The sequence below is a fragment of the Bacillus sp. FSL K6-4563 genome (genome assembly GCF_038630405.1).
Classification (GTDB): domain Bacteria; phylum Bacillota; class Bacilli; order Bacillales; family Bacillaceae; genus Bacillus; species Bacillus pumilus.
Map to the genome: position 1 here is coordinate 2,745,473 of NZ_CP152030.1, position 21,984 is coordinate 2,767,456.

Genomic DNA, 21,984 nt, shown 5'->3' on the forward strand with positions numbered 1-21,984 from the left:
CTCCCTGCGCTTTTTTTAACGAATCAAACCGTTCTTTTCTAAATAAGCAAGACTTTGTCTTAACACATCATCTTTCATAATAAAACTGAAATTCTTATTTTTTGCGATGGATCTTGGCAAGTCTGCGAAAAGAACAGGTCCTTTCGTTTCAAAATACGTGTCTTGCTTCACTAGCCTTTCAATATCAGCGAAATAAATATTTTTTACGATGACCTTTTCTCTGCCTAGCACCTGATACTGACCAATATACGTTAATTCACGAACAACAGCACCCGTCTCTTCTTGAATCTCACGTATAGCGGCTTGGTCTGCTTCTTCATTTGGCTCAACTTTCCCTCCTGGAAACTCATAGCCCCGATCCTCATGTTCAGTGAGCAGCCATTTCCCCTGGTAACGGCAGATAGCCCAAACATGCTTTGGATGACTTGAAAAAGGCTTCTCTTCAAAGGAGAGCTTGACCGTATTATGATAATAGTCTTTAAATACATGCATGTAAAATCCCTCATATCCTGTCCTTGCTTCTTGTAAAACATCATACCACAGATCACATTTCTCTGAAGAATTTTTATCAAAAGTGAAACAAACGAGTGGTTTCATTTCGTCTGTATTTAAAATGAGGTCTTGTTGCTAAAACCTTTTTATCATCCCCAACTTCACCCTATTTTAATCATGAAACCTTTTATCCCTTGATGACGTAAATCAATTAGTGTTTGTCCTATTACGACAAGGAGGAAAACAGCATGAGGATAACAAATGGGTCAAAACAAGAAAAAGATCAATCGCTTACGCCCAGTAAAATTGAAAAAGATGACGCCCCTCATGAGGTGATCAAGAAACACCTCATCAAAGGGCAAAAGCTAGATTTAACTAAAGACAATCCAAATATCGACCAAATTCAAATCGGGCTTGGCTGGGATTTGGCTGGCCAGCCAATTGATTTAGATACGCAAGTGTTTCTCTTAAATGAAGAGGACAAACTGTTGTCTCCAAGCCATCTGATCTATTATCATCAGCAGCAGAGCTTAGACGGAGCTGTTCGCCATCTTGGTGATCATCAAGTTGGCGGCGGATATCGAGACAATGAAATGATCATTATGCAATTAAGCAGAGTCTCTCCTGATATTCATAAAATCGTTGTAACAGCCACGATACATGATGCACACGAGCACAAGCATCATTTTGGACAAGTGACGAACGCTTATGTGCATCTGACTGATCAAATATCACAACAAGAGATTTGTACCTTTCAATTAACAGAAGATTATTCGTATTGTACCTCCATCATTTGCGCCCAACTCATAAGAGATGAGGAAGAATGGAAAATTATCGCCACCGGACAAGGAACTACGCTAGATTTAAATGATTTATGCCGCATCTATGGATTCACATCTTGACGCAGGAAAGGAGCCGGCACCAATGGGATTTCAATTCAACACAATAGAAGAACTCACTTTACAAGCAGAAGGCAGCGGAATCTTTTTTGCGAAAAAAGGCGCAATGATTGCCGATCAAGGTACGTTTCAATACCGCAAACGACTACTCGGTACGAACAAAGGAAATATGGTCAGTCAAGTATTTAACCATATCAGCAGAAAATTGACAGGTGAAAACCTTGAGGTGATGGAAGTAAGTGGACAAGGTACTTGTTATTTGGCTGATTCCAGCGAGCACGTGACAGTGATTAACCTTGAGCCGAGCGGTCCTTGGCAGCATGTAAGTGTAGAAAGTGAGGATTTACTTGCCTTTACTGAGGAATGTCATTACGGCGTGACACCAGTAGGCGTAGGGATTTTATCACAGAAAGGACTGTTTACATCAAAGCTCTCCTATCAAGGCCACGGGGCGCAGGTCGCCATTAAAACAAATGGAAACCCGCTCATTTTAAAAGCCCCTTGCCGTGTAGACCCTGACGCCATCGTCGCTTGGACAGGTAAAGCACCGAAGGTCAAATTAGATGTGAACTGGAAGACCCTCATCGGACAAACATCTGGTGAATCCTACTTATTTGAGTTCCAAGAACAAGACCAAATTGTCATTATCCAGCCATCTGAGCGTACATCCGGCTTACGGGTTGGTTTAGATGATAACCGTTATAAGCCTCAGAGCCAGAACTCCTCCCATGAATTCACTAATTCACAGACATCTCAGCAAGAGAATAGAGGCGGGCTTAGTGATCTGATCGGAGGCATCTTACAACCGCGAAAATAAAAGCATGTAGAAAATCTCTACATGCTTTTTCAATTCATTAATCCATTTGTTTCAATAAAGTTCTTTGTCTCTTCATTCCCGAGCTCGAAAATCATTGAGTATATCTCTTTTCTTTTTCGATCCATTTCATCATTCGGACTGTCATAATGATATTCAAGATACGGAACATGCGCTCGAAAGAAGCCTTTCCAATCTGTCATATACTGTTCATCGAAATAGTCTCTCAGCTGCAAAATTTGATCATCGTCTGCTTCTATTTGAAATTGCCAAGCCGCCGCATCTCTATGCTGAGATATCGACCCATCCTGTACGGATACATAATATGTGTGTCTCGTCATCTGATTCATCCTTTTTCCTTTAGTATGACCAGATATGAAGAAATTACGGCTTTTTGCGCAATTTATTTTTTAACATGTCCAACACATCAATAAACAACTGTGGAATGGGAATTCCGAGGGCATTGGCTGTCGAGACGATTTGGTAAGATTCATAAATAATATAGAAGATGATCGCTAAATCCTTAATCATCCCATTTGTCTTCAGCATGACATCGAAGAAATGCGCCATGGATATTAAGGAGACCGTCACAATCTTTCGAACAAGCCGTGTAGAAAAACGTTTCATTGTGAGCTGTCCTGTCAAAGATTCTCTTAGGCTTGAACAAATTAATTCAATGGCCATGAGTGTTACTAATATCATCAGTAAATATCCTGCTCCACCAAACAGAAAGCCCATCGCTGACAAACTGACTGTAAACAACGAAAAGATGCCTAAATCTTTGCTCACTTGGCATCAACATCCTTTCAGAGTGGAACTCCTTACCTCAATAGTATATGTCAGATCCTCGCAATAGCTTGGACGACAAAAAATAAAGGCGTCGCCTTTTAAATCAGAGAGAGTGATGACAAGAAAAAAAGCCACCTTGTGCGGCGGCTTCCATCTTTAGACTCTCACATCAATAAAGCGAGCGTCTGAATCCTTTGGTTGAACAGCTTGAGGCTGCTGCTGAACTTGATCCAGCATGACCATGGCTTGTGCTGTATTCGTAGCAAGCTGTGAATTCAACAAACTAATATTAAGTGTTTTTTGAATGCTCGCGACTTGCTGACTCATCATTCCTGCAATAGAAGACATCTTCTCCCCTCCCTTCTCTTTTCTCTTCGGCTGAAAGCCCTATGATTTCAATGGGCTGTCTGTCCCGATTCCAACAAAAAAGGAATGTCGATCTCTTCATGATCGACATTCCTTCCACATACGTATTATCCCAAAAATGCTTTAAGCATCCAGTTGTGTTTCTCAATAGATTGATGAATCGCAAGCAGCATATCACCTGTTGTTTCATCGCCAACTTCTCCAGCCAGCTCCATTCCTTGCTTTAATTCCTCAGCGATATTGGAGAAATCATCATATAGATTTTTCACCATTTGCTCCGCTGATTCATTACCTTCAGCTTCTTGAATGCTAGAAATTTCTAAGCATTCTTTCATTGTCGCAACAGGCTGTCCATTTAACGCAAGCATACGCTCAGCCAAATCATCAATGTACGTCGCTGTTTCTGTATAAAGTTCCTCAAATTTCTCATGGAGTGTAAAGAAGTCTTTTCCCTTTACGTACCAGTGATAGTTATGTAATTTTACGTAAAGCACAGTCCAATCAGCTACTTGTTTATTAACGACGTTTAATAATTTTTCAGACATGTTTATTCCTCCTTATGTAATTGCGTTTAGTATGAGAATACCCTTTTCCTATTATACTGAAACCTGCCATGAATTTCTTCTATTTTGACTGCATGAAATATATGTTAATATGGAAATAAGGAGGGAGTTAGATGCTGCTACTTGGGATTATCAGCTTTATCATTATCTCAATCGTTGTCTTTTTATCACTATGGACAACATCGAAGGCTTATGAATATAAGCATAAAGTCGATTCACCACAGGATGCTGAACCAAACCAACGTCCTAACCCGAAATAAAATGACACTTAATGATGTGAGGTTTCTTCTTCAGTAGATGAACTCTCTTTTTTCACATCACCTACATGGATATTTGTCTTTGGCATATTATGCTGCTGTTTAGCTGTCACATGGACTTGTATGATATAAAGGCCATCTTTTTTAAAGGCTGTATGCAATTCATATACACCTTTGTTCTCTTTCTTTGGCTGAATCATCTTGCTGTTATCCTTATCGCCATCTTTCCACACTTCAAATTGAACTTCGTCTGCATCATCAACAGGCGTATCACCATATGTGACAGCTGCTTTTACTATAACGCTTTCATTTTTCTCCACTTGTTCAGGTCCTGTAAGCTTCACTTCTAATAGCTCAGGTACCTCCCCTTCGCCACTATTTGCTGCAGAGTTCCCACATGCACTTAGTAACAAGAGCATCAATATCATTCCCAACATTTTTCGCATCCCGAGTTCCCCCTTCTTTTACTGACATGTCCATTTTAACAAATATCCCCTATTTTGACATCTCATGATCGAATACAAAAAAACCGGACATCATCATGTCCGGTTTATGATCGATTAACCAAATACTTTGAGAAGCTCTTCTTGATCTTGAGAAAGCCAGAAACGCATCAAACGTTTTGCCCCTTCAAGGTCATGAAGCTTCGCTTGACCGCATTGCTCTTCGTTTGCAGCAGGAATCTCTGTTACCTCAACTGCATCCTTGAATGTTGCATCAAGAAGTTCAACGATTTCTTTTGGAGTTGGTGCACCACTGACCACTAAATAGTAGCCTGTCTGGCAGCCCATTGGAGAAATATCAATGATATCAAAATGGTCGTATTTCTCTGAGTGTGTTCTAATGTTAAACGCAAGTAAATGCTCTAATGTATGAATCGTATCAGGTTTCATTGCTTGTTTGTTTGGCTGACAAAAACGAATATCAAATTTATTGACTTCTCCATCTGATCCCACTTTATGAACGCCACAATGACGAACGTATGGCGCTTTTACAGCATTATGATCAAGTTCAAAGCTTTCAACTGAAGGCATAATCACCACTCCTATAATTGCAATTTCCTATATTATAACATATTTCTCCGACCAGTTTAGTTTATAAAACTTTCCTTCCTTGTCCTTTTTTCTTATACTGTGAAAGACAGACAAGGAGGAACTTCTATGAAACAAATTTTTATCGGCATCATACGCTTTTATCAAAAGTGTATTTCCCCTCTTACACCGCCTAGCTGCCGGTTTTACCCAACATGCTCAAACTACGGGCTAGAAGCGATCAAAACGCATGGCGCTTTAAAAGGCGGCTGGCTCACCATCAAACGGATTTTAAAATGTCATCCGCTCCATCCTGGCGGCATCGATCCTGTCCCGCCAAAAAAGGAAAAATAAATTATTTTTCTTCATATCCGTTGACGACTACGTCAAGCTTGCCAGTTCCTGGATCAATGACAAGACCGTGCACAGGCACATTTGATGGGAGAAGCGGGTGATTTTTCACAACGGACACACTGTCCTTCACGCTCTCTTCAACCGAACTAAAGCTTTTGAGCCACTGTTTAAAATCGATTCCTGAGTATTCCAGTACTTCAATACGTTTTTCTGGGATACCACGCTCAATGGCTTTGTTTAAAAGTGTTTGGCTGTCTATTTTGCTCATACCGCAATCATGATGCCCAATGACATAAACCTCGTCAGCATTTAATTCATAAACAGCCACTAAAATGCTTCGCATAATACTTCCAAATGGATGAGACACAAGAGCACCAGCACTTTTAACGATCTTGATATCTCCATTTCTCATGTTCATTGCACGTGGAAGCAACTCGACAAGTCTTGTATCCATACATGACAGAATGACAGCTTTTTTCTGTGGAAACTTCGTTGTTGTAAATTCTTCGTATTTCTTTTCTTCAATAAATTGTTGATTATATTCGATGATTTCTTCTAAAAGTTTCATACGTTGTCCATTCCTTTATCTTTTTTTAAAAATAAATATAGCACAATGTGAGAAATTTCGTCACGTTTTGCAGTGCATTTTTTTAAAAGGAAACATCTGCTGTTGAAAATTTTTTATTTTCCTCTTTTCAAATCGTAATTATTACGATACAATAACTCAGGACATTAAATCGTAATCATTTCTATCTAATAGATTGAGAGGAGACATTTTTCACATGAAAAAAATCTTTTATATGTTAACAGCTGCTTTATTTGCGATCGGTCTTGCCGCTTGCTCAAGCAGTGCGGGGACAAATGCTTCAAAAGGGAAAGCAGACGGAAAACTAACCGTTTACACCACAATTTTCCCGATTCAAGATTTCACTGAAAAAATTGGTGGTTCTCATGTTCATGCGCAAAGCGTGTACCCTGCCAATGCAGATGCACACAGCTTTGAACCAAGTTCAAAAACGATGGTTGAAATGGCTGAAGGAGACGCCTTCATCTACAGCGGCACAGGCGCTGAATCATTCGCTGACAAAACCGCTTCTACGTTAAAAGACCAAGGCGTGAAAACAGTCAAAGCAGCCGAAGGCATCAAATTGTTATCGACAAAAGAAGAGCATTCACATGAAGAAGGCGAAGACCATGATCACGATCATGAAGGGGAAGATCATGACCATGATGGACACGATCACGGAGATAAAGATCCTCATGCATGGTTAGACCCTGTTTATGCACAGCAAATGGCAAAAAACATTAAAGATACACTCGTTTCATTAGATCCAGATCATAAAGACGAATACACAAAAAACTATGAAAAACTAAAAAAGGATTTGCAATCGCTAGATCAAGAGTTCAACACAACGTTATCTAAAGCAAAACATAAAGAAATCCTTGTTTCCCACGCAGCCTACGGTTATTGGGAAAAGCGCTACGGCATTGAACAAATCAGTGTATTAGGGTTATCCGCTTCTGAAGAGCCTTCACAAAAGCAGCTCGAAAGCATTGTACAAAAAGCTGAAAAGCATCACATTCAATATGTGATTTTTGAAAACAACGTCAGCAGCAAAGTCTCAGATACGATCCGCAGTGAAATTGGGGCAAAAAGCCTCACACTTAAAAATCTAGAATCTATTACTGAAGATGATGCCAAAAATGGCGAAAGCTACGTCAGCTTAATGAAACAAAATCTAAAGACCTTAAAAACCGCTTTAAATGATTAATTGTTAAAATCCCGGATGATTATTCGGGGTTTTTTGCTGTAAAAAAAGCACACCATTGTAGGGTGTGCTTTTTATATTACATTTGATACTTTTTCTTAAACAACTCGGCTCTTCCGCCTTTTTCTCCGAACTTTTGGCGTCCTGTATAAAAAGGATGCGTATCAGAGCTTGTTTCTACTTTAATGACAGGATACGTTTTCCCATCTTCCCATTCTACTGTCTCATTGGATGACTTTGTCGATTTACTCAAAAAGCGGTAACCGCTGTTTACGTCCATAAATACAACTTCATGTGAGGTTGGATGAATATCTCTTTTCAATGTCAAAACTCCTTTCGTTATCAAAACGTAATTATTACGTTTTATAATTATATTCTACTCCCTCTTTTACAACTTGTCAAAAATCAAGCTTTCTTAGTCAGGAAGAATAATCTAAAAATGGTGGAGAATAATAACATCATGAAAAAGAGAAGCGATAAGAAAGGCGGAGAAAAAAATTGACTGATCTCGTTTTAGCTAGAAGCCTGTTCGGCACAACCATGGGCTTTCATATTATTTATGCCTCGCTTGGTGTTGGCATCCCTCTAATGATTTTGTTAGCTGAACTCATCTTCCAAAAAACGAAGGACCCACACTATGCTGTCATGGCGAAACGGTGGACGAAAGCACAGGCTGTCTTGTTAGGCGTTGCCATTCCAACAGGCACGATTGCTGGTACCCAGCTCGCTCTTCTATGGCCAGGTTTTATGGAGGTCATCGGAAAGGTCATGTCACTGCCATTTCAGATTGAAATTTATGCGTTCTTTATAGAAGCATTATTTATGTCTATTTATGTGTACGCAGCGGATCGCCTATCACCTGCTATGCGCATCATTACCGTTATTTTTGTCGTGATTGGCGCAGCCGCTTCAGCGATTCTGATCACAAACGTACATGCGTTTGAAGGTACTCCTGCTGGCTTTCAAATGGTCAATGGAGAAATTACGAATATCGAGCCCTGGAAGGCCTTTTTCAATCCAAGCTTTGTCGTAACTGCGACACATGTCGTGCTGTCTGCTTTTACAACAGGTGCTTTTGTGATTGCATCAGTGGCAGCTTTTAAAATGCTTAAAACAAGAAAGAATGAGAAACTCTATACGTTTCATCGAAAAGCCCTTTTTCTTGGACTTATTGTAGGCGGCCTCTTCTCATTTCTTACGGCCATAAATGGTCATGAGTCTGCTCAGCTTCTGTATGAATATCAGCCAGAAAAATTAGCTGGTGCTGAAGGTTTATTTGAAACACAATCACATGCGCCGCTCGCAATAGGTGGTTTCACTGATGCTGATTCAAAGGAAATTAAAGGAGCAATTGAAATCCCTTGGGCGCTTAGCTTTCTGGCAGGAAATAGCTTTGATACTGTGGTCAAAGGCTTAAATGATTTCCCTCGTGACGAGTGGCCGCCTTTATTTATTCACACGTTATTTAACGGCATGGTCATTATTGGCTCAGTTCTCATTTTGTTTGCGGTGTTAGCACTGCTTTACCGTAAAATTTTAAAACGCGAGCATTATCCGAAGTGGCTCCTTTTTCTTTACTTATTCGGCGGGCCCCTTAGTCTTTTGGCCATTGAGTTCGGCTGGATTTTTGCATGTACAGGCCGTCAGCCATGGGTCATTTATCGAATGCTCAAAACCTCAGAGGTCGTCACATCATCAGGCTCGATCGGTACGCTCTTTATCCTTTTTGCCATTGTCTATCTCATCTTAGGCATAGCAACTGTGATTGTGCTGACGTACTACTTTAGAAAACATTCGATTGAAGAAGACCTACGGTTAACAGAATCTTAAAAAGGAGCGATCAAGATGCAAATGGATGTGACAACTGATGCACTCATTGCAATCACCATCTTATGGGGGTTCGTTTTTATCTATGCAGTGATGGCATCAATGGATTTCGGCGCAGGATTTTGGTCCATGATTTATATGAATAAAGAACAAACAAAGGCCGCTAATATCGCAAATAAGTACCTTTCTCCAACATGGGAAGTAACTAACGTATTCATTGTGGCAATTGTTGTCGCATTGTTTAGTATGTTTCCAGGTGCGACCTTTGTCCTTGGTACTGTTTTATTAATACCCGGCAGCATTATATTATTGCTTCTTGCACTGCGAAGCGGGTTTCTCGTGTTTTCTCATTCTCTTCCTAAGAAATACAGAAAAGCAGTGACTTACATTTCAGGGATTAGCGGCTTTATTATTCCATCGATCCTGATCATGGTTCTTCCGATTACTCATGGTGGATTTATCTTTGAGGAGAACAACAACTACTCATTAGATCTTGGACTGGTCTTTACGAGTGCAAATGTCTATTCTTTTGTCGGCTTTGCCATTTTCAGCACCCTTTTTCTTTCGTCATTGCTTTTAGCTGATTTCTCGAATGTGGCTGATGAAGATGAAGCTTACAGCATTTATAGAAGAGGAGCGCTCATTACGGGTCCGCTTTCACTCATGATGGCCTTTTTCATCATGCTGACATTAAGAAGCGAGGCAAATTGGCTGTTCACAAAAATGATGCAGAACATCCCTATTCTTCTTGTATCACTCCTGATGTTTTTGCTAGCAGGGCTGGCTCTATTTTTACCAAATAGTCGGTTTAAGCATAGAAAAGGCCGGCCTCGTTTAGCTGTCATTGCGATTACCATTCAATATTTTTTAGCAAGCTATGTGTACGGACGTGCCCATTTGCCTTATATGGCCTATCCGGATATTACAATCATGTCTGGATTTACAGACCCTGTGACATTTAGAGCATTATTTATCACGTATATTGTAGGTTTTATCATCTTATTCCCTGGGTTCTATTTCTTCTGGAAATTGTTTATGAAGGATAAGCGCTATATTCGCCAGGAAGATTAACGTGAATGGATGAGGTTCATTTCGGTTACATTATAGAAGAAAGACATACTCAAAAGGAGGTCATCTGTATGAGTCAAAAAATCCTTTGTGAAGTCAATAACTGTTCCTATTGGAATGCTGGAAACCGCTGTGGGGCAGATGCAATCTATGTCGTCAGCCACACAGGAAATACGGCTGAAAAAAGTGAAGAAACGGATTGTAAAACGTTTAAACCACAAGATCTTTAAGTCTCATTTAAGGAGGCGCTTCGCATTGAAACACGATCGGCTGCTTCAAACGTTTTTTTATGAAATTCACGACGCGGACGAAGCCGCATTTTATCAGGCTGCTCACTCCTTTTTAAACCTTTGGGATTATGAATATGGCCATGCAGCAGACATGCCCAGTGAAATGAATCACTATATTGGACAGCTTGCTTATGACAGCGAACTGGTAGAAGAGTAAGAAAGAGCGGATCACCGCTCTTTCTTTTTTGTTGAGACAGGAAGGAAAAACTTTCTCTCACTATATATAGATTTTATTGGATGTGCAAAAGGTGAATACCTTATTTTCACATCACAAAATCATGTTTTGTAAAGACGTCAATTTTATCTGAAAAGGAACGAAGCGCTTGATAATCCACTTCTACGCCCATTCCTGGGGAACGAGGCACCTCAATAAAACCATTTTCAACCTTGATTTCAGGAAAAATGATATCTTGCTCCCAATATTTTGACGAAGCGGAAATATCACCTGGAATTGTAAATTGCGGAAGCGAAGCAAGTGCCACGTTCTGCGCGCGGGAAATGCCTGTTTCAATCATTCCTCCGCACCATAACGGAATTTGATGCTCCTTACTGAATGTATGGATTTTGAGGGCTTCTGTCAGCCCTCCAACTCGTGAAGGCTTCACATTAATAATTTGACAGCTGCCAAGCTCTACAGCTTTTCTAGCATCATCTAAGGAACAAATACTTTCATCCAAACATATCGGTGTTTTTAAGTGCTTTTGCAAATGGCGATGATCGACGATATCATCTGCAGCTAATGGCTGTTCAATCATTAATAAACGAATGTCATCGAGCTGTTTGAGCTTGCTAATATCCTTTAATTCATAAGCAGAGTTTGCATCCGCCATTAGTGGAAGGTGAGGGAAAGACTCTCTAATTTTTTTAAGGAGTCCGATATCCTGCCCCGGCTTAATTTTCACCTTCACCCGCTGATAACCTTGGTCCACAAATTGCTGTATTTGCTTCAGCATGTCATCAATGGGTCCTAACCCCGCCACAACACCAGAAGGTATTCTATCCTTGGTGCCGCCTAATACATCTCGTAACGACTTATTCTCACGCTTCGCATAAATATCCCAAACAGCCGCTTCAATTCCCGCTTTCGCCATCCTATTGCCTTTAAATTGGTACAGGCTGTCTGGTATTTCTGAAGGGTGTGTAAAGGTGCGTGTCAGCACATTTGGTATAAAAAAGGCTCTCAGCATATGGTAACAAGTCTCAATGGTTTCTTCTGTATACCACGGAGAAGAAAAGGCTGACACCTCTCCCCATCCAGTCAATCCCGTTTGATCTTTTACCTCGACAATAATAAACTCACGCTCTGAGATGGTCCCAAGACTTGTGGTAAATGGCTGCTTGAGCTTCATCGTGACATGATATAAAATTACTCGTTCAATTTGAATCATCTAAAAACCCCTTTGACTTGAGTCTGTGCCTCTGCAATTTATTTGACGCATTTCTTGGCAGCTCGTCCACAAAGTGAAAAGCGGCAGGCCATTTATATTTTGCTAGATGCGACTCACATAAAGCATAGAGCTCGTTCTCCGGTATTTTATGGTCTGTGACAAGAAAGGCAGCTGGTACCTCTCCCCATCTATCATCATACATACCCGTCACTCCGGCTTCCTTTACATGCGGATGTGTTAACAGGATCGCTTCAATTTCAGCAGGATAAATATTCTCACCGCCAGAAATAATTAAATCTGAACGGCGGTCAAGCACAAATAAAAATCCTTCCTCATCCACATAGCCGATATCACCCGTTTTCAGCCAGCCTTGATCAAAAGCAGCCGCGGTCGCCTCTTCGCGGTAAAGGTACCCTTTCATGACATTTGCCCCTTTCACCATAATTTCGCCATGCTCAAAAGGACGACAAATGCGCGTACCATCTTGAATTTTCAGCTCACATCCAAAAAGGGGTTTTCCCGCTGATCCAAGCTTCTCTACACTAAATTCAGGCGCAAGGGTCACAATTTGTGAACAGGTTTCTGTCATGCCGTACGATTGAAACACAGGGAAGCCTTTCTCTTTGCTTTCTTGAAGCATCGCAAAAGGCGCAGGTCCTCCGCCTAATAACAGACAGCGCAAAGAAGACGGACATTCTTCCAGCCTGCTTAATAAACGGGATAACATCGTTTGAACAACAGATATCATCGTCACACGATGCTGTTCAATCGAACCCTTTACTTCATCGACATCAAACTTTTGATGAAGTACGACAGTCATCCCATAAATCACAGACTTAAATAAAGCGGATAACCCGCTAATATGAAAAAGAGGCAGTGCAATAAGCCAGCGGTCATCCTCTCTGAGGCCCATATTGAGTGCAGAGGAAACAGCACTATAAAAATGATTACCAAACGTTTGCTCGACCCCTTTTGGTTGTCCTGTTGTGCCAGACGTATACATGATCGTTGCTGTTTCATTCAAATCAAATTCGCTTTCGATTTTCTTTCCATTGTCGTGACCTGCTTCTGGTAAAGTCTCCATTATATAAACGGGTAGATCACCCTTATGATCACTTGCATAAACAGGTTCAGTAAATAAAGCGGCTGCTTTTGCATCTTCAAGTTGATAGCGCCTTTCAGCTTTTGTTAACTTATTGTTCAATAGCACGATTTTGAATCCTAATGAAAAACAAGCATGAACAAGCATCACCATTTGAGGCTGGTTGTTCATCAAAAGCCCGACCGTTTCCCCTTTTTTTAATGATGCTTGTGCAAGTCTATTTGAAAGCTCATTGACTTCATCAGCTAAATCGCGAAATGTCCACTGTTTATCCTGATAAATGAGTGCGACTCTTTCTGGTGTTAAATAAGCACGGTGCAGCAGCCAATTCGGTTGCTTCATCATGACACCTCCTTTTTGTAAAAGAAAACAGCTTAGTCTGATGCACTAAGCTGTTTTTCATCGCTATGATTGAATCAAGGGAAACGCGGGAACTGACCGAAGTCCGGCTTGCGTTTTTCCTTAAAGGAATCGCGTCCTTCTTTTGCTTCATCTGTTGTGTAATAAAGAAGTGTCGCATCTCCTGCAAATTGTTGAATTCCAGCTAATCCATCCGTATCTGCATTAAATGCAGCCTTCAAGAATCGTAAAGCAGTCGGGCTCTTTTCTAGCATCTCCTCGCACCACTTCACTGTTTCCTCTTCAAGCTGCTCTAATGGTACAACAGTATTAACAAGTCCCATATCAAGCGCTTCTTGTGCATTGTATTGACGGCATAAGTACCAGATTTCTCTCGCTTTCTTATGACCAACAATACGTGCAAGGTAGCCTGAGCCATAACCAGCATCAAAGCTGCCTACTTTTGGACCAGTTTGTCCAAAAATCGCATTATCTGCTGCAATTGTCAGGTCACATACAATATGAAGAACGTGCCCGCCGCCGATTGCATAACCAGCAACCATCGCAACAACAGGTTTTGGAATCACACGAATTAAACGCTGTAAGTCGAGTACATTTAGACGCGGAATTTGATCGTCTCCTACATAACCGCCATGACCGCGTACTTTTTGATCTCCACCAGAACAGAATGCTTTGCCGCCAGCACCTGCAAGTACGATCACACCAACATTCGAATTATCACGAGCACGTGAAAATGCATCAATCAATTCACTCACAGTCTTTGGTGTAAACGCGTTATGTACATGTGGACGATTAATCGTGATCTTTGCAATCCCATTGCATGTTTCATATAAAATTTCGTCATATTGACGCTCAGTTTGCCATTCAATAGCCATCAATAGTTCCTCCTCTAATCTTGCGTAATAAACTCACTTACTATTTTACCAAAAAAATGTGGTTGTTCCACATGAACTGTATGCCCAGCCTGCTCAGCCAATATGAATTGACTGCCTTCAAGCTCCTGCTGCATACGTGTGGCGATCTTGCAGAACTTTTCATCAAGCGCTCCGCACATCAACAAAACAGGTAAATTCATATGCTTTAACCCCTTCCAAACAGAGGGCTGCGAACCTGTTCCTATGCCTTCTAAGCTGCGAGCCAGTCCAAGTGGATTGGCTTTTAGCCTTTCCTCTCGTAGTTGAGCCTGCGTGTCAGCTGATAAAGTTTTCTGAGAAGCAAACAGTGGAATACTCTCCCAAAAATCCACAAACTTCACTAAACCTTCATGTCTCATTTTCTGAGCCAGCTGATGATCATGTTTGAGTCTTGCCATCCGCTCTTTAAACGTGCGAAGCCCTGGAGAGGTACTCTCTAGAATCAACTTGTTGACTCGCTCTGAATAACGAGAGGCAAATGATAAAGCAATACGTCCTCCCATAGAATATCCGAGAATATTCACTTTGTGAAGCTTTAATTGGTTTAAAATCTCTGCAAGATCTGCTAGCTGATGCGACATCGCATATCTTCTTATACTTTCTGGTGAGTCCGTGCGGCCATGTCCAAGCAGGCTAACTTGAATCAATCTTGTATTTCCCATATAAGCATTCAAGAATGTCCAAGAAGCCGCGCTTCCAGTGAAGCCGTGTAAGCATAGCGTGGCATTCTCACCTGATGGATTCTGATCCACCACCTCGTACGCCACACCATCACGCATCCGTATTATGAAAGAAGACATTCTTTTTTCACTTCTTCCAATATGTCATCCATCATTTGACGATGCTTGCTTACACGAGAATGCCGATCTGTTTCAATTTCAATTAAATGAAGTCCAGGCTCTTCTATATACGCCTTGTAGACATCATGTAATTCTTGTTTCGTTGACGGTTTCGCATAGGTTCCCCCATACAACTTCGAAGCATACTCAAAATTCAGTCCAGTCGGTGTACCAAAGAGTTTTTCATAATACGGTTCCTCAGACGCCTGCGGAAGGAAAGAAAAGATGCCTCCTCCGTCATTGTTTAACAACACAACCGTCAGTGGAATGTCCATTAACTTCGCTGCAAGGAGACCATTCATATCATGGTAAAATGATAAATCTCCAATCACTAAGGTGACCGGCTGTTTCAAAGCTGCATACGTGCCAAGTGCTGTAGACACAACACCATCTATACCATTTGCTCCTCGATTCGCCATCATTCGAAAAGGCTTCGATTGCGCTTCAAAAAATGTATCCACATCACGAATCGGCATACTATTCCCGATAAAAAGGACACTCTCCTTCGGCAAAAGATGCTGAAGCTGACGGTACACATTCCCCTCAAATGACAGATCCTCATCAGAATAATGGGAAGCATGCGTTCTGAATGATGAATTTGCATCCTGCCAGCGCTTTAGAAAACTTGTATCCTCACGTTGATCCGATCTATTGACTACTTCATCTACAAAAGCTGCCACATCACTTTCAATGACATATGAAGCACTCAGCCCAGGATCTCGAAAACCTCCGGCAGCATCAACAACAATCTGATTCACTTCCGCATGTTTTTCCAGCCACTTGAATAAAGGCTTAGACACAGGCATCGGTCCAAAACGAATGACCATATCCGGCAATAGGTGCTGCTGCAATGCTTCATCTTTCAATAAAGAATCATACGCATCAATAATAAGATCTGCTTGCTCATGACCATTTCGCAAATGAGAAAGCGGGTCCGCTAAAATCGGCATATGCAAGGCTTTTGAAAGACGTAATACTGCCTCTTTCTCTTCCTCCGTATGAAGCTCGCCACACACAATCAGTCCCTTTTTGGAACGGTTCATAACCGTCACAATTTCATATATCGCATCATCATTTGGGAAAGCCTGTCCTGTAGCTAATACTTTTTTCCGGTCTGTTTCTTCTCGCTCGAAAGGATCAATAGACAAATCAGGAAGCAATGGTTCTCTCAGAGGGACATTGATTTGTACAGGTCCCTTCGGCTCTTGCATCGACATATGATTTGCTCTTGCCGCAGCCGTCTGAACATAGCGTAACATCTTCTGACTTTCTTCTGGCAATGCTAAGTCTGTGAACCATTTAACAAACTTACCGAATAAGAATTGCTGATCAATCGCTTGAGGTGCTCCAACTTCCCTCAATTCGTGCGGCCGATCAGCAGTTAAAACAATAAGTGGGACACGGGAATAATGTGCCTCTACAATGGCTGGGTAAAAGTTAGCTGCTGCTGTACCTGACGTACAAATAAGCAGCACTGGTGTTTGACTTGCTTTTGCAAGACCAAGCGCATAAAAAGCAGCAGACCGTTCATCCACTAATACATGGACATTGATGTCTTGGTGGGCTAGAGCCAGCATTGCAAGCGGGGTCGAACGAGAACCTGGACAGACAACTGCCTCTTGTACGCCACCTTGGACAAATTCATCCATCAATCTGCCAATATATGTTGTCATGATTTGATTATTCAATAGGACGACCTCCAAGGGCAGATAGCATTGGTCTTAATTTCACTTGCGTTTCCTCGTACTCCTGCTTTGCAAGGGAATCCTCTACAATGCCGCAGCCAGCGAACAAACGAACATGGTCTTCCTCAATAAGACCTGACCGAATGGCAACAGCAAATTCTCCATTATCCTGAGAGTCAATCCACCCTACCGGCGCTGCGTACCAGCCACGTTTCAACGGTTCGATTTCACGAATGACCTCAACCGCCTTTTCCTTCGGATATCCGCCTAATGCTGGCGTCGGATGGAGCTGTTCAATTAATGAAAAGAGAGAACAGCTGCTTTTAATTTCTCCTACAATCGGTGTAAACAAATGCTGAATGTTTTTTGTTTTATAAAGACTAGGTTGATTTGGTTTATGCACGCGAAGGCAATTAGCCTCAAATGCTTGCTCAATCATATTGACAACAATTTGATGTTCAATCAAATTCTTCTCATCATGCAGCAGTTCCTCGCCTAATGCTCGATCTTCCGCTTCATCTTTTCCACGAACAATCGAACCTGCTAAACAAGATGAAAAGACCTCTCCGCCGCTTTTTTTCACTAAGCGTTCCGGCGTAGCTCCGACAAATGCTTGTTTCCCCTGTTCAACCGCAAATACATAACTCGTTGTTTGATGCTTTAATAATTCTGATAACAGTGGAGCGAGTTCAATTTGATTTTTATAGTGAAGCAAGACTTCTCTTGCTAAAACAACCTTTTCATATTCGTTTGCACGAATGTGGTCTGTCGCTTCTTGGATCGCCTTCATCCATTCCTTCACATCTCGTTCTTCCATATGAACAAGTTCAGCTTGTCCACCATGTCTGAGCGGTAATGTTTCGTAATGAGAGGCTTTTTGTTCTAATTCTTGAATGAGCTGATGAACATTCCCGTCCACCTGCTTCCATTCATTGATCGTCAGAAACGTGCCTTCTTTCGAGACAGTAAGCATCATCGATGGCACAAAAAAATGAGCCTCGCCAAAAGCTTCCCAGTGACACGCCTTCTCTTCATACGGATCAAATGAGAATCCTCCAAATAAAAGCGGACCAACAGCCGCTTGCCTTAACTCCTTCTCATCATGAAAATGGAACATGTGCTGCTTCAGCTGTTCCCATTCTTGATGGACTGTATCAAATCGTTCCTTGCCTTGCTCAGATGATTTAATAACGGCCGCTCTGCCAAGTCCAGAAAATATCATTTGGCTTTCTGGATCAGACCAAAAAAACCGCTCGCCTAAAAAATCCGCTTCGCCGCTTTGGAAAAAGGCAAGAGGATCCAGATCGTCAACTCTTCTGGAGTAGCTTATCAAAACAGCATGGTTGACGTTATTCGCTTCTTCTAATGTCGCAAGCGCTTCCTGCCGGAAAGTACTTTGCACTGTTGTCACCATGATACATTCCTCCAAAATCCATGAAATAACATAAAAAAATAAAACCATAATGAAAAAATACGTGAACATTCGAGTATGTCGAATGACCTGCTTTTCTATTATAAACCTTAACAGATGAACTTAGTAAAGAAAACAGCTTTTTAAACCTAGAATCCTTATTATATCACGCTTTCTAGATTTTTTCGCTCCTGCTTCTTGAAACGAGAGCATCTATAAGAAAAATGGAAAGTCTTGTTCTAAGATCAAGCTTTCTCTCGATATGGCAACGATTAGCAAACATCTTTTTCAGGTTTCATCGCATCAATATATTGACACCTTTTTGAACTTTGCTAAACTGGAATTTGGACGTGTACGTATTTTTTTATTTAAAGGAGTATATTTTATGCAGCATCAATCGATATCAGATCAGCTTTCACCGATTAAGCCTGATAAGAACTGGCGGATTTGGTGGAATTTACTACGACCGCATACATTAACAGCAGCATTTATTCCCGTTACTTTAGGAACTGTTCTCGCACTTCCAAGTGGTCAAATACATGTTGGGCTATTTTTAGCTATGCTGTTTGCATCTATGTTTATCCAAATCGCAACGAACATGTTTAATGAGTACTTTGATTATGTTCGCGGATTGGACAACGAGAAATCTGTCGGCATCGGCGGCGCCATTGTCAGAAATGGTGTGAAACCTAAAACCGTTCTCAGCCTTGCTTATGCACTATTTGCGCTTTCTTTACTACTAGGGGTGTACATTTGCATGATGTCTAGCTGGTGGATTGCACTGATAGGACTCATATGTATGGCAGCAGGCTATTTCTATACAGGCGGTCCTGTTCCTATTGCATATACACCGTTTGGAGAAGTTGTGTCAGGTGCTTTTATGGGACTAGGAATCATCCTGATCAGTTTCTATATTCAAACAGGCACACTGACGTCTAAAGCTGTTCTCGTCTCATTACCAATTTCTATTTTAGTTGGTGCCATCTTACTATCGAACAATATCCGCGATTTAGACGGCGATAAAGAAAATGGACGAAAAACACTTGCTATTCTTGCTGGGCGAAAGGCTGCTGTGAACATTTTACTTTCCATGTTTTTGATCTCTTATGTACTTATTTTTGTTTATATCTTCACAGATATTGTCGGCCTTTGGAGTCTTCTTGTTTTACTCAGTGTCCCAAAAGCATATACAGCTATCAAAGAATTTAAGCAAAAAGAAAAACCAATTGAATTAATGAATGCCATGAAATCTACAGCTCAAACCAATACATTTTTCGGTTTCCTGCTGACAATCGCTTTGATCTTACAATACTATATCGCGTAACAAAGAACGCCTGCAGCCGCAGGCGTTTTTTCATGAGGAATTGCTTCAATTTGGAACTAGTCTTACAGACAAAATTGCTCATACTAATATTATGTTTGATATGAAAGGATGATCGCTTTGTTGTCTAAAGACGAATTACATCATTTGAAGCAGCGACTTCTCGATGAAAAGCACGAACTCGAAGCCAAAAGCCATGACGATGAACAAAAAGTATCATTTCCTTATGATTCGGTCGGAGACCTGTCAGCCTATGATAATCACCCAGGTGATCAAGGGACAGAGCTGTTCGAACGCGGGAAAGATATTGCGTTAAACAGTTTGGAACATGAACATCTGTTAGACGTTAATGAAGCACTTCAAGCCATCACAGACGGCTCTTATGGGCTATGCAAGGTCTGTAAATCCCCTATCCCAAAGGAACGCTTAGAGGCCTTACCTAGTGCCGTCACATGCACAGAGCATTCAAAAGAACAAACCGTTTCACAAAACCGTCCGATTGAAGAGGATTTATTAAGTCCGCCATCAGGGCAATTCGAAAATGAAGAAAGTGCAGCCTATGATGGAGAGGATGCATATCAAGACGTAGAACGCTACGGAAACTCTGATACTCCGTCCGATATGGAATTTCCTCCATTGACATACGATGATGTGTATACACAATCAGAAGATGAAGATTATGTCGAAGACTATGAAGGATTCGCAGCTGCTGATATTGAGGGCAAAGCAAGCAAAGTATATCCAAATAAAGCCCACGAAGCCTATGAAGAGGCATTGGACGAAGAAGGCGTCATGACCGTATTTGGTGACTTGAAGCCGTACGAAGAAGAACCTTATACAGAAGAAAATCATTAGTCCCCTCATAATGGGGGCTTCATGTTTATATCATGTAATGATTGGGAAATCACTTTAAGAGTGAATTTGATTGGAGGAGATTCTTAATGGCGAGAAAAAGTATCATTTGGGCAGTGGTTGTCTTCTTTATTACATACGCATTATTCTCTATTGCCGGATTCTTGTTTCCGATTGACAGAGAGTGGTATGATGCATTAAATAAACCGGAATGGACACCGAGTGGTGGAGTAATTGGCGCTGTGTGGGCTGTCTTATTTGCTCTCATCTCGTTGTCCGCAGCGATCATTTATGGAAAATATGGATTTCAAAAAATCACTTTACCCTTTTGGATTCTTTTTCTTTTAAATTACGTATTTAATCAAGCCTTTAGTTTTTTTCAATTTACACAAAAAGATTTATTCGCAGCTACGATCGACTGCCTGCTTGTAGCGCTGACAGCACTTGCTCTTGTTATCGTCTCGCGTAAACTAAGCAAAGTCGTTCCAATTTTACTAATTCCTTATGTCTTATGGGGCTTCTTTGCAACATACTTGTCTTATACGATCTATTCCATGAACATGTAAAAAAAGACCGCTATAATGGCGGTCTTTCTTTTTTGAAGAAAATAAAAAAGAGATCTTTGACAAGACCTCTTTCTAAACATGACCCGTACGGGATTCGAACCCGTGTTACCGCCGTGAAAGGGCGGTGTCTTAACCGCTTGACCAACGGGCCAGATAAATGGCGGAGAAGGAGGGATTTGAACCCTCGCGCCGCTCGCGCGACCTACACCCTTAGCAGGGGCGCCTCTTCAGCCACTTGAGTACTTCTCCATTTGGCTCCGCAGGTAGGACTCGAACCTACGACCGATCGGTTAACAGCCGATAGCTCTACCACTGAGCTACTGCGGAATATCATGGTGGGCCTGAGTGGACTCGAACCACCGACCTCACGCTTATCAGGCGTGCGCTCTAACCAGCTGAGCTACAGGCCCATGAATGGATATACAAATGGAGCGGGTGATGGGAATCGAACCCACGACATCAGCTTGGAAGGCTGAGGTTTTACCACTAAACTACACCCGCAAATATATGTATGGGGCGATTGATGGGAATCGAACCCACGAGTGCCAGAGCCACAATCTGGTGCGTTAACCACTTCGCCACAACCGCCATACTATCAATATTTTTTTATAAAAGTGGCTCGGGACGGAATCGAACCGCCGACACACGGATTTTCAGTCCGTTGCTCTACCAACTGAGCTACCGAGCCAAGTATTCATTTTAAAAATGGCGGTCCGGACGGGACTCGAACCCGCGACCTCCTGCGTGACAGGCAGGCATTCTAACCAACTGAACTACCGGACCATTTTGGTTGCACACATTGAGCACTCCCTATTGGTGTATAAAATAATTTGGTTGCGGGGGCAGGATTTGAACCTGCGACCTTCGGGTTATGAGCCCGACGAGCTACCGAACTGCTCCACCCCGCGATGATATAAGTTTTTGAAAAATATGGCGGAGGAAGAGGGATTCGAACCCCCGCGGGCTTTGACACCCCTGTCGGTTTTCAAGACCGATCCCTTCAGCCGGACTTGGGTATTCCTCCGTA

The 21,984-nt window shown here is 41.6% G+C and carries 27 protein-coding genes and 10 tRNA genes; 12 read left to right on the top strand and 25 right to left on the bottom strand.

The window, feature by feature from the left end:
* Nucleotides 1-15: 15 nt before the first annotated feature.
* A complete protein-coding gene (gene ytkD, locus MHH54_RS13860) occupies nucleotides 16-492 on the bottom strand; it encodes an RNA deprotection pyrophosphohydrolase (protein WP_034665337.1) in 477 nt (158 codons plus the stop codon).
* Nucleotides 493-740: 248 nt separating this feature from the next.
* Here ytkD and MHH54_RS13865 point away from each other — a divergent pair, with 248 nt between their 5' ends.
* Both MHH54_RS13865 and MHH54_RS13870 read left to right on the top strand, forming a co-directional pair.
* Entirely contained in the window at nucleotides 741-1,394 is a 654-nt protein-coding gene (locus tag MHH54_RS13865) for a TerD family protein (RefSeq protein WP_003217746.1), read from the top strand.
* A gap of 22 nt (nucleotides 1,395-1,416) precedes the next feature.
* Complete coding sequence (locus MHH54_RS13870; RefSeq protein WP_003217675.1) at nucleotides 1,417-2,208, top strand: AIM24 family protein; 792 nt, start codon at nucleotides 1,417-1,419, stop codon at nucleotides 2,206-2,208.
* 29 nt (nucleotides 2,209-2,237) lie between these two features.
* Here MHH54_RS13870 and MHH54_RS13875 read toward each other — a convergent pair whose 3' ends face one another.
* The 4 genes from MHH54_RS13875 to MHH54_RS13890 all read right to left on the bottom strand — a co-directional run bounded on the left by MHH54_RS13875 (nucleotide 2,238) and on the right by MHH54_RS13890 (nucleotide 3,905).
* A complete protein-coding gene (locus MHH54_RS13875; protein ID WP_003217683.1) occupies nucleotides 2,238-2,546 on the bottom strand; it encodes a hypothetical protein in 309 nt (102 codons plus the stop codon).
* 43 nt (nucleotides 2,547-2,589) lie between these two features.
* Nucleotides 2,590-2,994: a phage holin family protein gene (locus MHH54_RS13880; RefSeq protein ID WP_003217754.1), complete on the bottom strand. Its 405-nt coding sequence runs from the start codon at nucleotides 2,992-2,994 to the stop codon at nucleotides 2,590-2,592.
* Between the two features lie 156 nt (nucleotides 2,995-3,150).
* A complete protein-coding gene (locus tag MHH54_RS13885; RefSeq protein ID WP_003217712.1) occupies nucleotides 3,151-3,342 on the bottom strand; it encodes a hypothetical protein in 192 nt (63 codons plus the stop codon).
* Between the two features lie 125 nt (nucleotides 3,343-3,467).
* Complete coding sequence (locus tag MHH54_RS13890) at nucleotides 3,468-3,905, bottom strand: Dps family protein (RefSeq protein WP_003217576.1); 438 nt, start codon at nucleotides 3,903-3,905, stop codon at nucleotides 3,468-3,470.
* A gap of 131 nt (nucleotides 3,906-4,036) precedes the next feature.
* Here MHH54_RS13890 and ytzI point away from each other — a divergent pair, with 131 nt between their 5' ends.
* Nucleotides 4,037-4,183, top strand: a complete 147-nt coding sequence (gene ytzI / locus MHH54_RS13895) for a YtzI protein (RefSeq protein WP_003217544.1) — start codon at nucleotides 4,037-4,039, stop codon at nucleotides 4,181-4,183.
* An 8-nt stretch (nucleotides 4,184-4,191) separates the two neighbouring features.
* Here the strand turns inward: ytzI and MHH54_RS13900 are convergent, their stop codons facing one another.
* Nucleotides 4,192-4,626: a FixH family protein gene (locus MHH54_RS13900; RefSeq protein ID WP_003217735.1), complete on the bottom strand. Its 435-nt coding sequence runs from the start codon at nucleotides 4,624-4,626 to the stop codon at nucleotides 4,192-4,194.
* Between the two features lie 114 nt (nucleotides 4,627-4,740).
* Nucleotides 4,741-5,214, bottom strand: coding sequence for an S-ribosylhomocysteine lyase (locus MHH54_RS13905; protein WP_003217624.1), 474 nt, complete (start codon nucleotides 5,212-5,214; stop codon nucleotides 4,741-4,743).
* A 126-nt stretch (nucleotides 5,215-5,340) separates the two neighbouring features.
* On the opposite strand from MHH54_RS13905, the gene yidD reads away from it, so the two are divergent.
* A complete protein-coding gene (gene yidD / locus MHH54_RS13910) occupies nucleotides 5,341-5,565 on the top strand; it encodes a membrane protein insertion efficiency factor YidD (protein ID WP_003217666.1) in 225 nt (74 codons plus the stop codon).
* A 1-nt stretch (nucleotide 5,566) separates the two neighbouring features.
* Here yidD and MHH54_RS13915 read toward each other — a convergent pair whose 3' ends face one another.
* The gene (locus tag MHH54_RS13915; protein ID WP_106028995.1) at nucleotides 5,567-6,133 is read right to left on the bottom strand and encodes a carbonic anhydrase; all 567 of its coding nucleotides are present in this window, start codon (nucleotides 6,131-6,133) and stop codon (nucleotides 5,567-5,569) included.
* Nucleotides 6,134-6,347: 214 nt separating this feature from the next.
* Between MHH54_RS13915 and MHH54_RS13920 the strand changes: the two genes are divergently transcribed.
* A complete protein-coding gene (locus MHH54_RS13920) occupies nucleotides 6,348-7,337 on the top strand; it encodes a zinc ABC transporter substrate-binding protein (protein WP_342500351.1) in 990 nt (329 codons plus the stop codon).
* Between the two features lie 76 nt (nucleotides 7,338-7,413).
* On the opposite strand, the gene MHH54_RS13925 is transcribed toward MHH54_RS13920, so the two are convergent.
* Nucleotides 7,414-7,656: a type B 50S ribosomal protein L31 gene (locus tag MHH54_RS13925; RefSeq protein WP_003217579.1), complete on the bottom strand. Its 243-nt coding sequence runs from the start codon at nucleotides 7,654-7,656 to the stop codon at nucleotides 7,414-7,416.
* A gap of 176 nt (nucleotides 7,657-7,832) precedes the next feature.
* On the opposite strand from MHH54_RS13925, the gene MHH54_RS13930 reads away from it, so the two are divergent.
* From MHH54_RS13930 to MHH54_RS13945, 4 genes are all read left to right on the top strand, one after another.
* Nucleotides 7,833-9,164 (top strand): cytochrome ubiquinol oxidase subunit I, encoded by a 1,332-nt coding sequence (locus MHH54_RS13930; RefSeq protein WP_003217550.1) that lies wholly within the window; start codon nucleotides 7,833-7,835, stop codon nucleotides 9,162-9,164.
* Between the two features lie 21 nt (nucleotides 9,165-9,185).
* Nucleotides 9,186-10,232 (top strand): cytochrome d ubiquinol oxidase subunit II, encoded by a 1,047-nt coding sequence (locus MHH54_RS13935; protein ID WP_170966031.1) that lies wholly within the window; start codon nucleotides 9,186-9,188, stop codon nucleotides 10,230-10,232.
* A gap of 68 nt (nucleotides 10,233-10,300) precedes the next feature.
* The gene (locus MHH54_RS13940) at nucleotides 10,301-10,459 is read left to right on the top strand and encodes a DUF1540 domain-containing protein (RefSeq protein WP_008360682.1); all 159 of its coding nucleotides are present in this window, start codon (nucleotides 10,301-10,303) and stop codon (nucleotides 10,457-10,459) included.
* Nucleotides 10,460-10,484: 25 nt separating this feature from the next.
* Nucleotides 10,485-10,676: a hypothetical protein gene (locus MHH54_RS13945; protein WP_050943488.1), complete on the top strand. Its 192-nt coding sequence runs from the start codon at nucleotides 10,485-10,487 to the stop codon at nucleotides 10,674-10,676.
* 106 nt (nucleotides 10,677-10,782) lie between these two features.
* On the opposite strand, the gene menC is transcribed toward MHH54_RS13945, so the two are convergent.
* The 6 genes from menC to MHH54_RS13975 form a co-directional block, all read right to left on the bottom strand.
* Nucleotides 10,783-11,907, bottom strand: coding sequence for an o-succinylbenzoate synthase (gene menC / locus MHH54_RS13950; RefSeq protein WP_003217663.1), 1,125 nt, complete (start codon nucleotides 11,905-11,907; stop codon nucleotides 10,783-10,785).
* Nucleotides 11,894-13,354 carry an o-succinylbenzoate--CoA ligase gene (locus MHH54_RS13955; RefSeq protein ID WP_003217578.1) on the bottom strand — a complete coding sequence of 487 codons (1,461 nt, stop codon included), beginning with the start codon at nucleotides 13,352-13,354 and terminating at the stop codon, nucleotides 11,894-11,896. Before MHH54_RS13955 ends, menC begins: the two co-directional genes overlap by 14 nt.
* Before the next feature lie 71 nt (nucleotides 13,355-13,425).
* Nucleotides 13,426-14,244 carry a 1,4-dihydroxy-2-naphthoyl-CoA synthase gene (menB, locus tag MHH54_RS13960; RefSeq protein WP_003217719.1) on the bottom strand — a complete coding sequence of 273 codons (819 nt, stop codon included), beginning with the start codon at nucleotides 14,242-14,244 and terminating at the stop codon, nucleotides 13,426-13,428.
* 14 nt (nucleotides 14,245-14,258) lie between these two features.
* Nucleotides 14,259-15,083 carry a 2-succinyl-6-hydroxy-2,4-cyclohexadiene-1-carboxylate synthase gene (menH, locus tag MHH54_RS13965; protein WP_106028993.1) on the bottom strand — a complete coding sequence of 275 codons (825 nt, stop codon included), beginning with the start codon at nucleotides 15,081-15,083 and terminating at the stop codon, nucleotides 14,259-14,261.
* The gene (gene menD, locus MHH54_RS13970) at nucleotides 15,068-16,810 is read right to left on the bottom strand and encodes a 2-succinyl-5-enolpyruvyl-6-hydroxy-3-cyclohexene-1-carboxylic-acid synthase (protein WP_342500352.1); all 1,743 of its coding nucleotides are present in this window, start codon (nucleotides 16,808-16,810) and stop codon (nucleotides 15,068-15,070) included. The genes menH and menD overlap by 16 nt, the downstream gene beginning before the upstream one ends.
* Nucleotides 16,803-18,221 (bottom strand): isochorismate synthase MenF, encoded by a 1,419-nt coding sequence (locus MHH54_RS13975; RefSeq protein ID WP_003217738.1) that lies wholly within the window; start codon nucleotides 18,219-18,221, stop codon nucleotides 16,803-16,805. The genes menD and MHH54_RS13975 overlap by 8 nt, the downstream gene beginning before the upstream one ends.
* 382 nt (nucleotides 18,222-18,603) lie before the next feature.
* Here MHH54_RS13975 and MHH54_RS13980 point away from each other — a divergent pair, with 382 nt between their 5' ends.
* The 3 genes from MHH54_RS13980 (at nucleotide 18,604) to MHH54_RS13990 (ending at nucleotide 20,957) form a co-directional block, all read left to right on the top strand.
* Nucleotides 18,604-19,542 carry a 1,4-dihydroxy-2-naphthoate polyprenyltransferase gene (locus MHH54_RS13980; protein WP_003217744.1) on the top strand — a complete coding sequence of 313 codons (939 nt, stop codon included), beginning with the start codon at nucleotides 18,604-18,606 and terminating at the stop codon, nucleotides 19,540-19,542.
* A gap of 117 nt (nucleotides 19,543-19,659) precedes the next feature.
* Nucleotides 19,660-20,394 (top strand): TraR/DksA C4-type zinc finger protein, encoded by a 735-nt coding sequence (locus MHH54_RS13985; RefSeq protein WP_003217716.1) that lies wholly within the window; start codon nucleotides 19,660-19,662, stop codon nucleotides 20,392-20,394.
* A gap of 86 nt (nucleotides 20,395-20,480) precedes the next feature.
* The gene (locus MHH54_RS13990; protein WP_034620862.1) at nucleotides 20,481-20,957 is read left to right on the top strand and encodes a tryptophan-rich sensory protein; all 477 of its coding nucleotides are present in this window, start codon (nucleotides 20,481-20,483) and stop codon (nucleotides 20,955-20,957) included.
* 79 nt (nucleotides 20,958-21,036) lie between these two features.
* Here the strand turns inward: MHH54_RS13990 and MHH54_RS13995 are convergent.
* From MHH54_RS13995 to MHH54_RS14040, 10 genes are all read right to left on the bottom strand, one after another.
* Nucleotides 21,037-21,108 (bottom strand) — tRNA-Glu (locus MHH54_RS13995).
* A gap of 7 nt (nucleotides 21,109-21,115) precedes the next feature.
* Nucleotides 21,116-21,206: transfer RNA gene (locus MHH54_RS14000), tRNA-Ser, on the bottom strand.
* A gap of 3 nt (nucleotides 21,207-21,209) precedes the next feature.
* A tRNA-Asn gene (locus tag MHH54_RS14005) sits at nucleotides 21,210-21,284 on the bottom strand.
* Nucleotides 21,285-21,290: 6 nt separating this feature from the next.
* Nucleotides 21,291-21,367: transfer RNA gene (locus MHH54_RS14010), tRNA-Ile, on the bottom strand.
* 17 nt (nucleotides 21,368-21,384) lie between these two features.
* Nucleotides 21,385-21,458 (bottom strand) — tRNA-Gly (locus MHH54_RS14015).
* 11 nt (nucleotides 21,459-21,469) lie between these two features.
* Nucleotides 21,470-21,545: transfer RNA gene (locus MHH54_RS14020), tRNA-His, on the bottom strand.
* A gap of 27 nt (nucleotides 21,546-21,572) precedes the next feature.
* Nucleotides 21,573-21,645: transfer RNA gene (locus tag MHH54_RS14025), tRNA-Phe, on the bottom strand.
* 18 nt (nucleotides 21,646-21,663) lie between these two features.
* Nucleotides 21,664-21,740: transfer RNA gene (locus MHH54_RS14030), tRNA-Asp, on the bottom strand.
* Between the two features lie 48 nt (nucleotides 21,741-21,788).
* Nucleotides 21,789-21,865, bottom strand: a tRNA-Met gene (locus tag MHH54_RS14035).
* A 23-nt stretch (nucleotides 21,866-21,888) separates the two neighbouring features.
* Nucleotides 21,889-21,981, bottom strand: a tRNA-Ser gene (locus tag MHH54_RS14040).
* Nucleotides 21,982-21,984 lie beyond the last annotated feature (3 nt).

Coding starts and splice junctions, on each gene's coding strand:
- MHH54_RS13920 (WP_342500351.1), top strand. CDS start 6,348: ATGAAAAAAATCTTTTATATGTTAACAGCTGCTTTATTTGCGATCGGT.
- ytzI (WP_003217544.1), top strand. CDS start 4,037: ATGCTGCTACTTGGGATTATCAGCTTTATCATTATCTCAATCGTTGTC.
- MHH54_RS13865 (WP_003217746.1), top strand. CDS start 741: ATGAGGATAACAAATGGGTCAAAACAAGAAAAAGATCAATCGCTTACG.
- MHH54_RS13915 (WP_106028995.1), bottom strand. CDS start 6,133: ATGAAACTTTTAGAAGAAATCATCGAATATAATCAACAATTTATTGAA.
- MHH54_RS13875 (WP_003217683.1), bottom strand. CDS start 2,546: ATGACGAGACACACATATTATGTATCCGTACAGGATGGGTCGATATCT.
- menH (WP_106028993.1), bottom strand. CDS start 15,083: ATGTCTTCTTTCATAATACGGATGCGTGATGGTGTGGCGTACGAGGTG.
- MHH54_RS13940 (WP_008360682.1), top strand. CDS start 10,301: ATGAGTCAAAAAATCCTTTGTGAAGTCAATAACTGTTCCTATTGGAAT.
- MHH54_RS13990 (WP_034620862.1), top strand. CDS start 20,481: ATGGCGAGAAAAAGTATCATTTGGGCAGTGGTTGTCTTCTTTATTACA.
- menC (WP_003217663.1), bottom strand. CDS start 11,907: ATGATTCAAATTGAACGAGTAATTTTATATCATGTCACGATGAAGCTC.
- menB (WP_003217719.1), bottom strand. CDS start 14,244: ATGGCTATTGAATGGCAAACTGAGCGTCAATATGACGAAATTTTATAT.
- MHH54_RS13890 (WP_003217576.1), bottom strand. CDS start 3,905: ATGTCTGAAAAATTATTAAACGTCGTTAATAAACAAGTAGCTGATTGG.
- MHH54_RS13935 (WP_170966031.1), top strand. CDS start 9,186: ATGGATGTGACAACTGATGCACTCATTGCAATCACCATCTTATGGGGG.
- MHH54_RS13885 (WP_003217712.1), bottom strand. CDS start 3,342: ATGTCTTCTATTGCAGGAATGATGAGTCAGCAAGTCGCGAGCATTCAA.
- MHH54_RS13905 (WP_003217624.1), bottom strand. CDS start 5,214: ATGCCTTCAGTTGAAAGCTTTGAACTTGATCATAATGCTGTAAAAGCG.
- MHH54_RS13955 (WP_003217578.1), bottom strand. CDS start 13,354: ATGATGAAGCAACCGAATTGGCTGCTGCACCGTGCTTATTTAACACCA.
- MHH54_RS13975 (WP_003217738.1), bottom strand. CDS start 18,221: ATGGTGACAACAGTGCAAAGTACTTTCCGGCAGGAAGCGCTTGCGACA.
- MHH54_RS13900 (WP_003217735.1), bottom strand. CDS start 4,626: ATGCGAAAAATGTTGGGAATGATATTGATGCTCTTGTTACTAAGTGCA.
- MHH54_RS13980 (WP_003217744.1), top strand. CDS start 18,604: ATGCAGCATCAATCGATATCAGATCAGCTTTCACCGATTAAGCCTGAT.
- ytkD (WP_034665337.1), bottom strand. CDS start 492: ATGCATGTATTTAAAGACTATTATCATAATACGGTCAAGCTCTCCTTT.
- yidD (WP_003217666.1), top strand. CDS start 5,341: ATGAAACAAATTTTTATCGGCATCATACGCTTTTATCAAAAGTGTATT.
- MHH54_RS13870 (WP_003217675.1), top strand. CDS start 1,417: ATGGGATTTCAATTCAACACAATAGAAGAACTCACTTTACAAGCAGAA.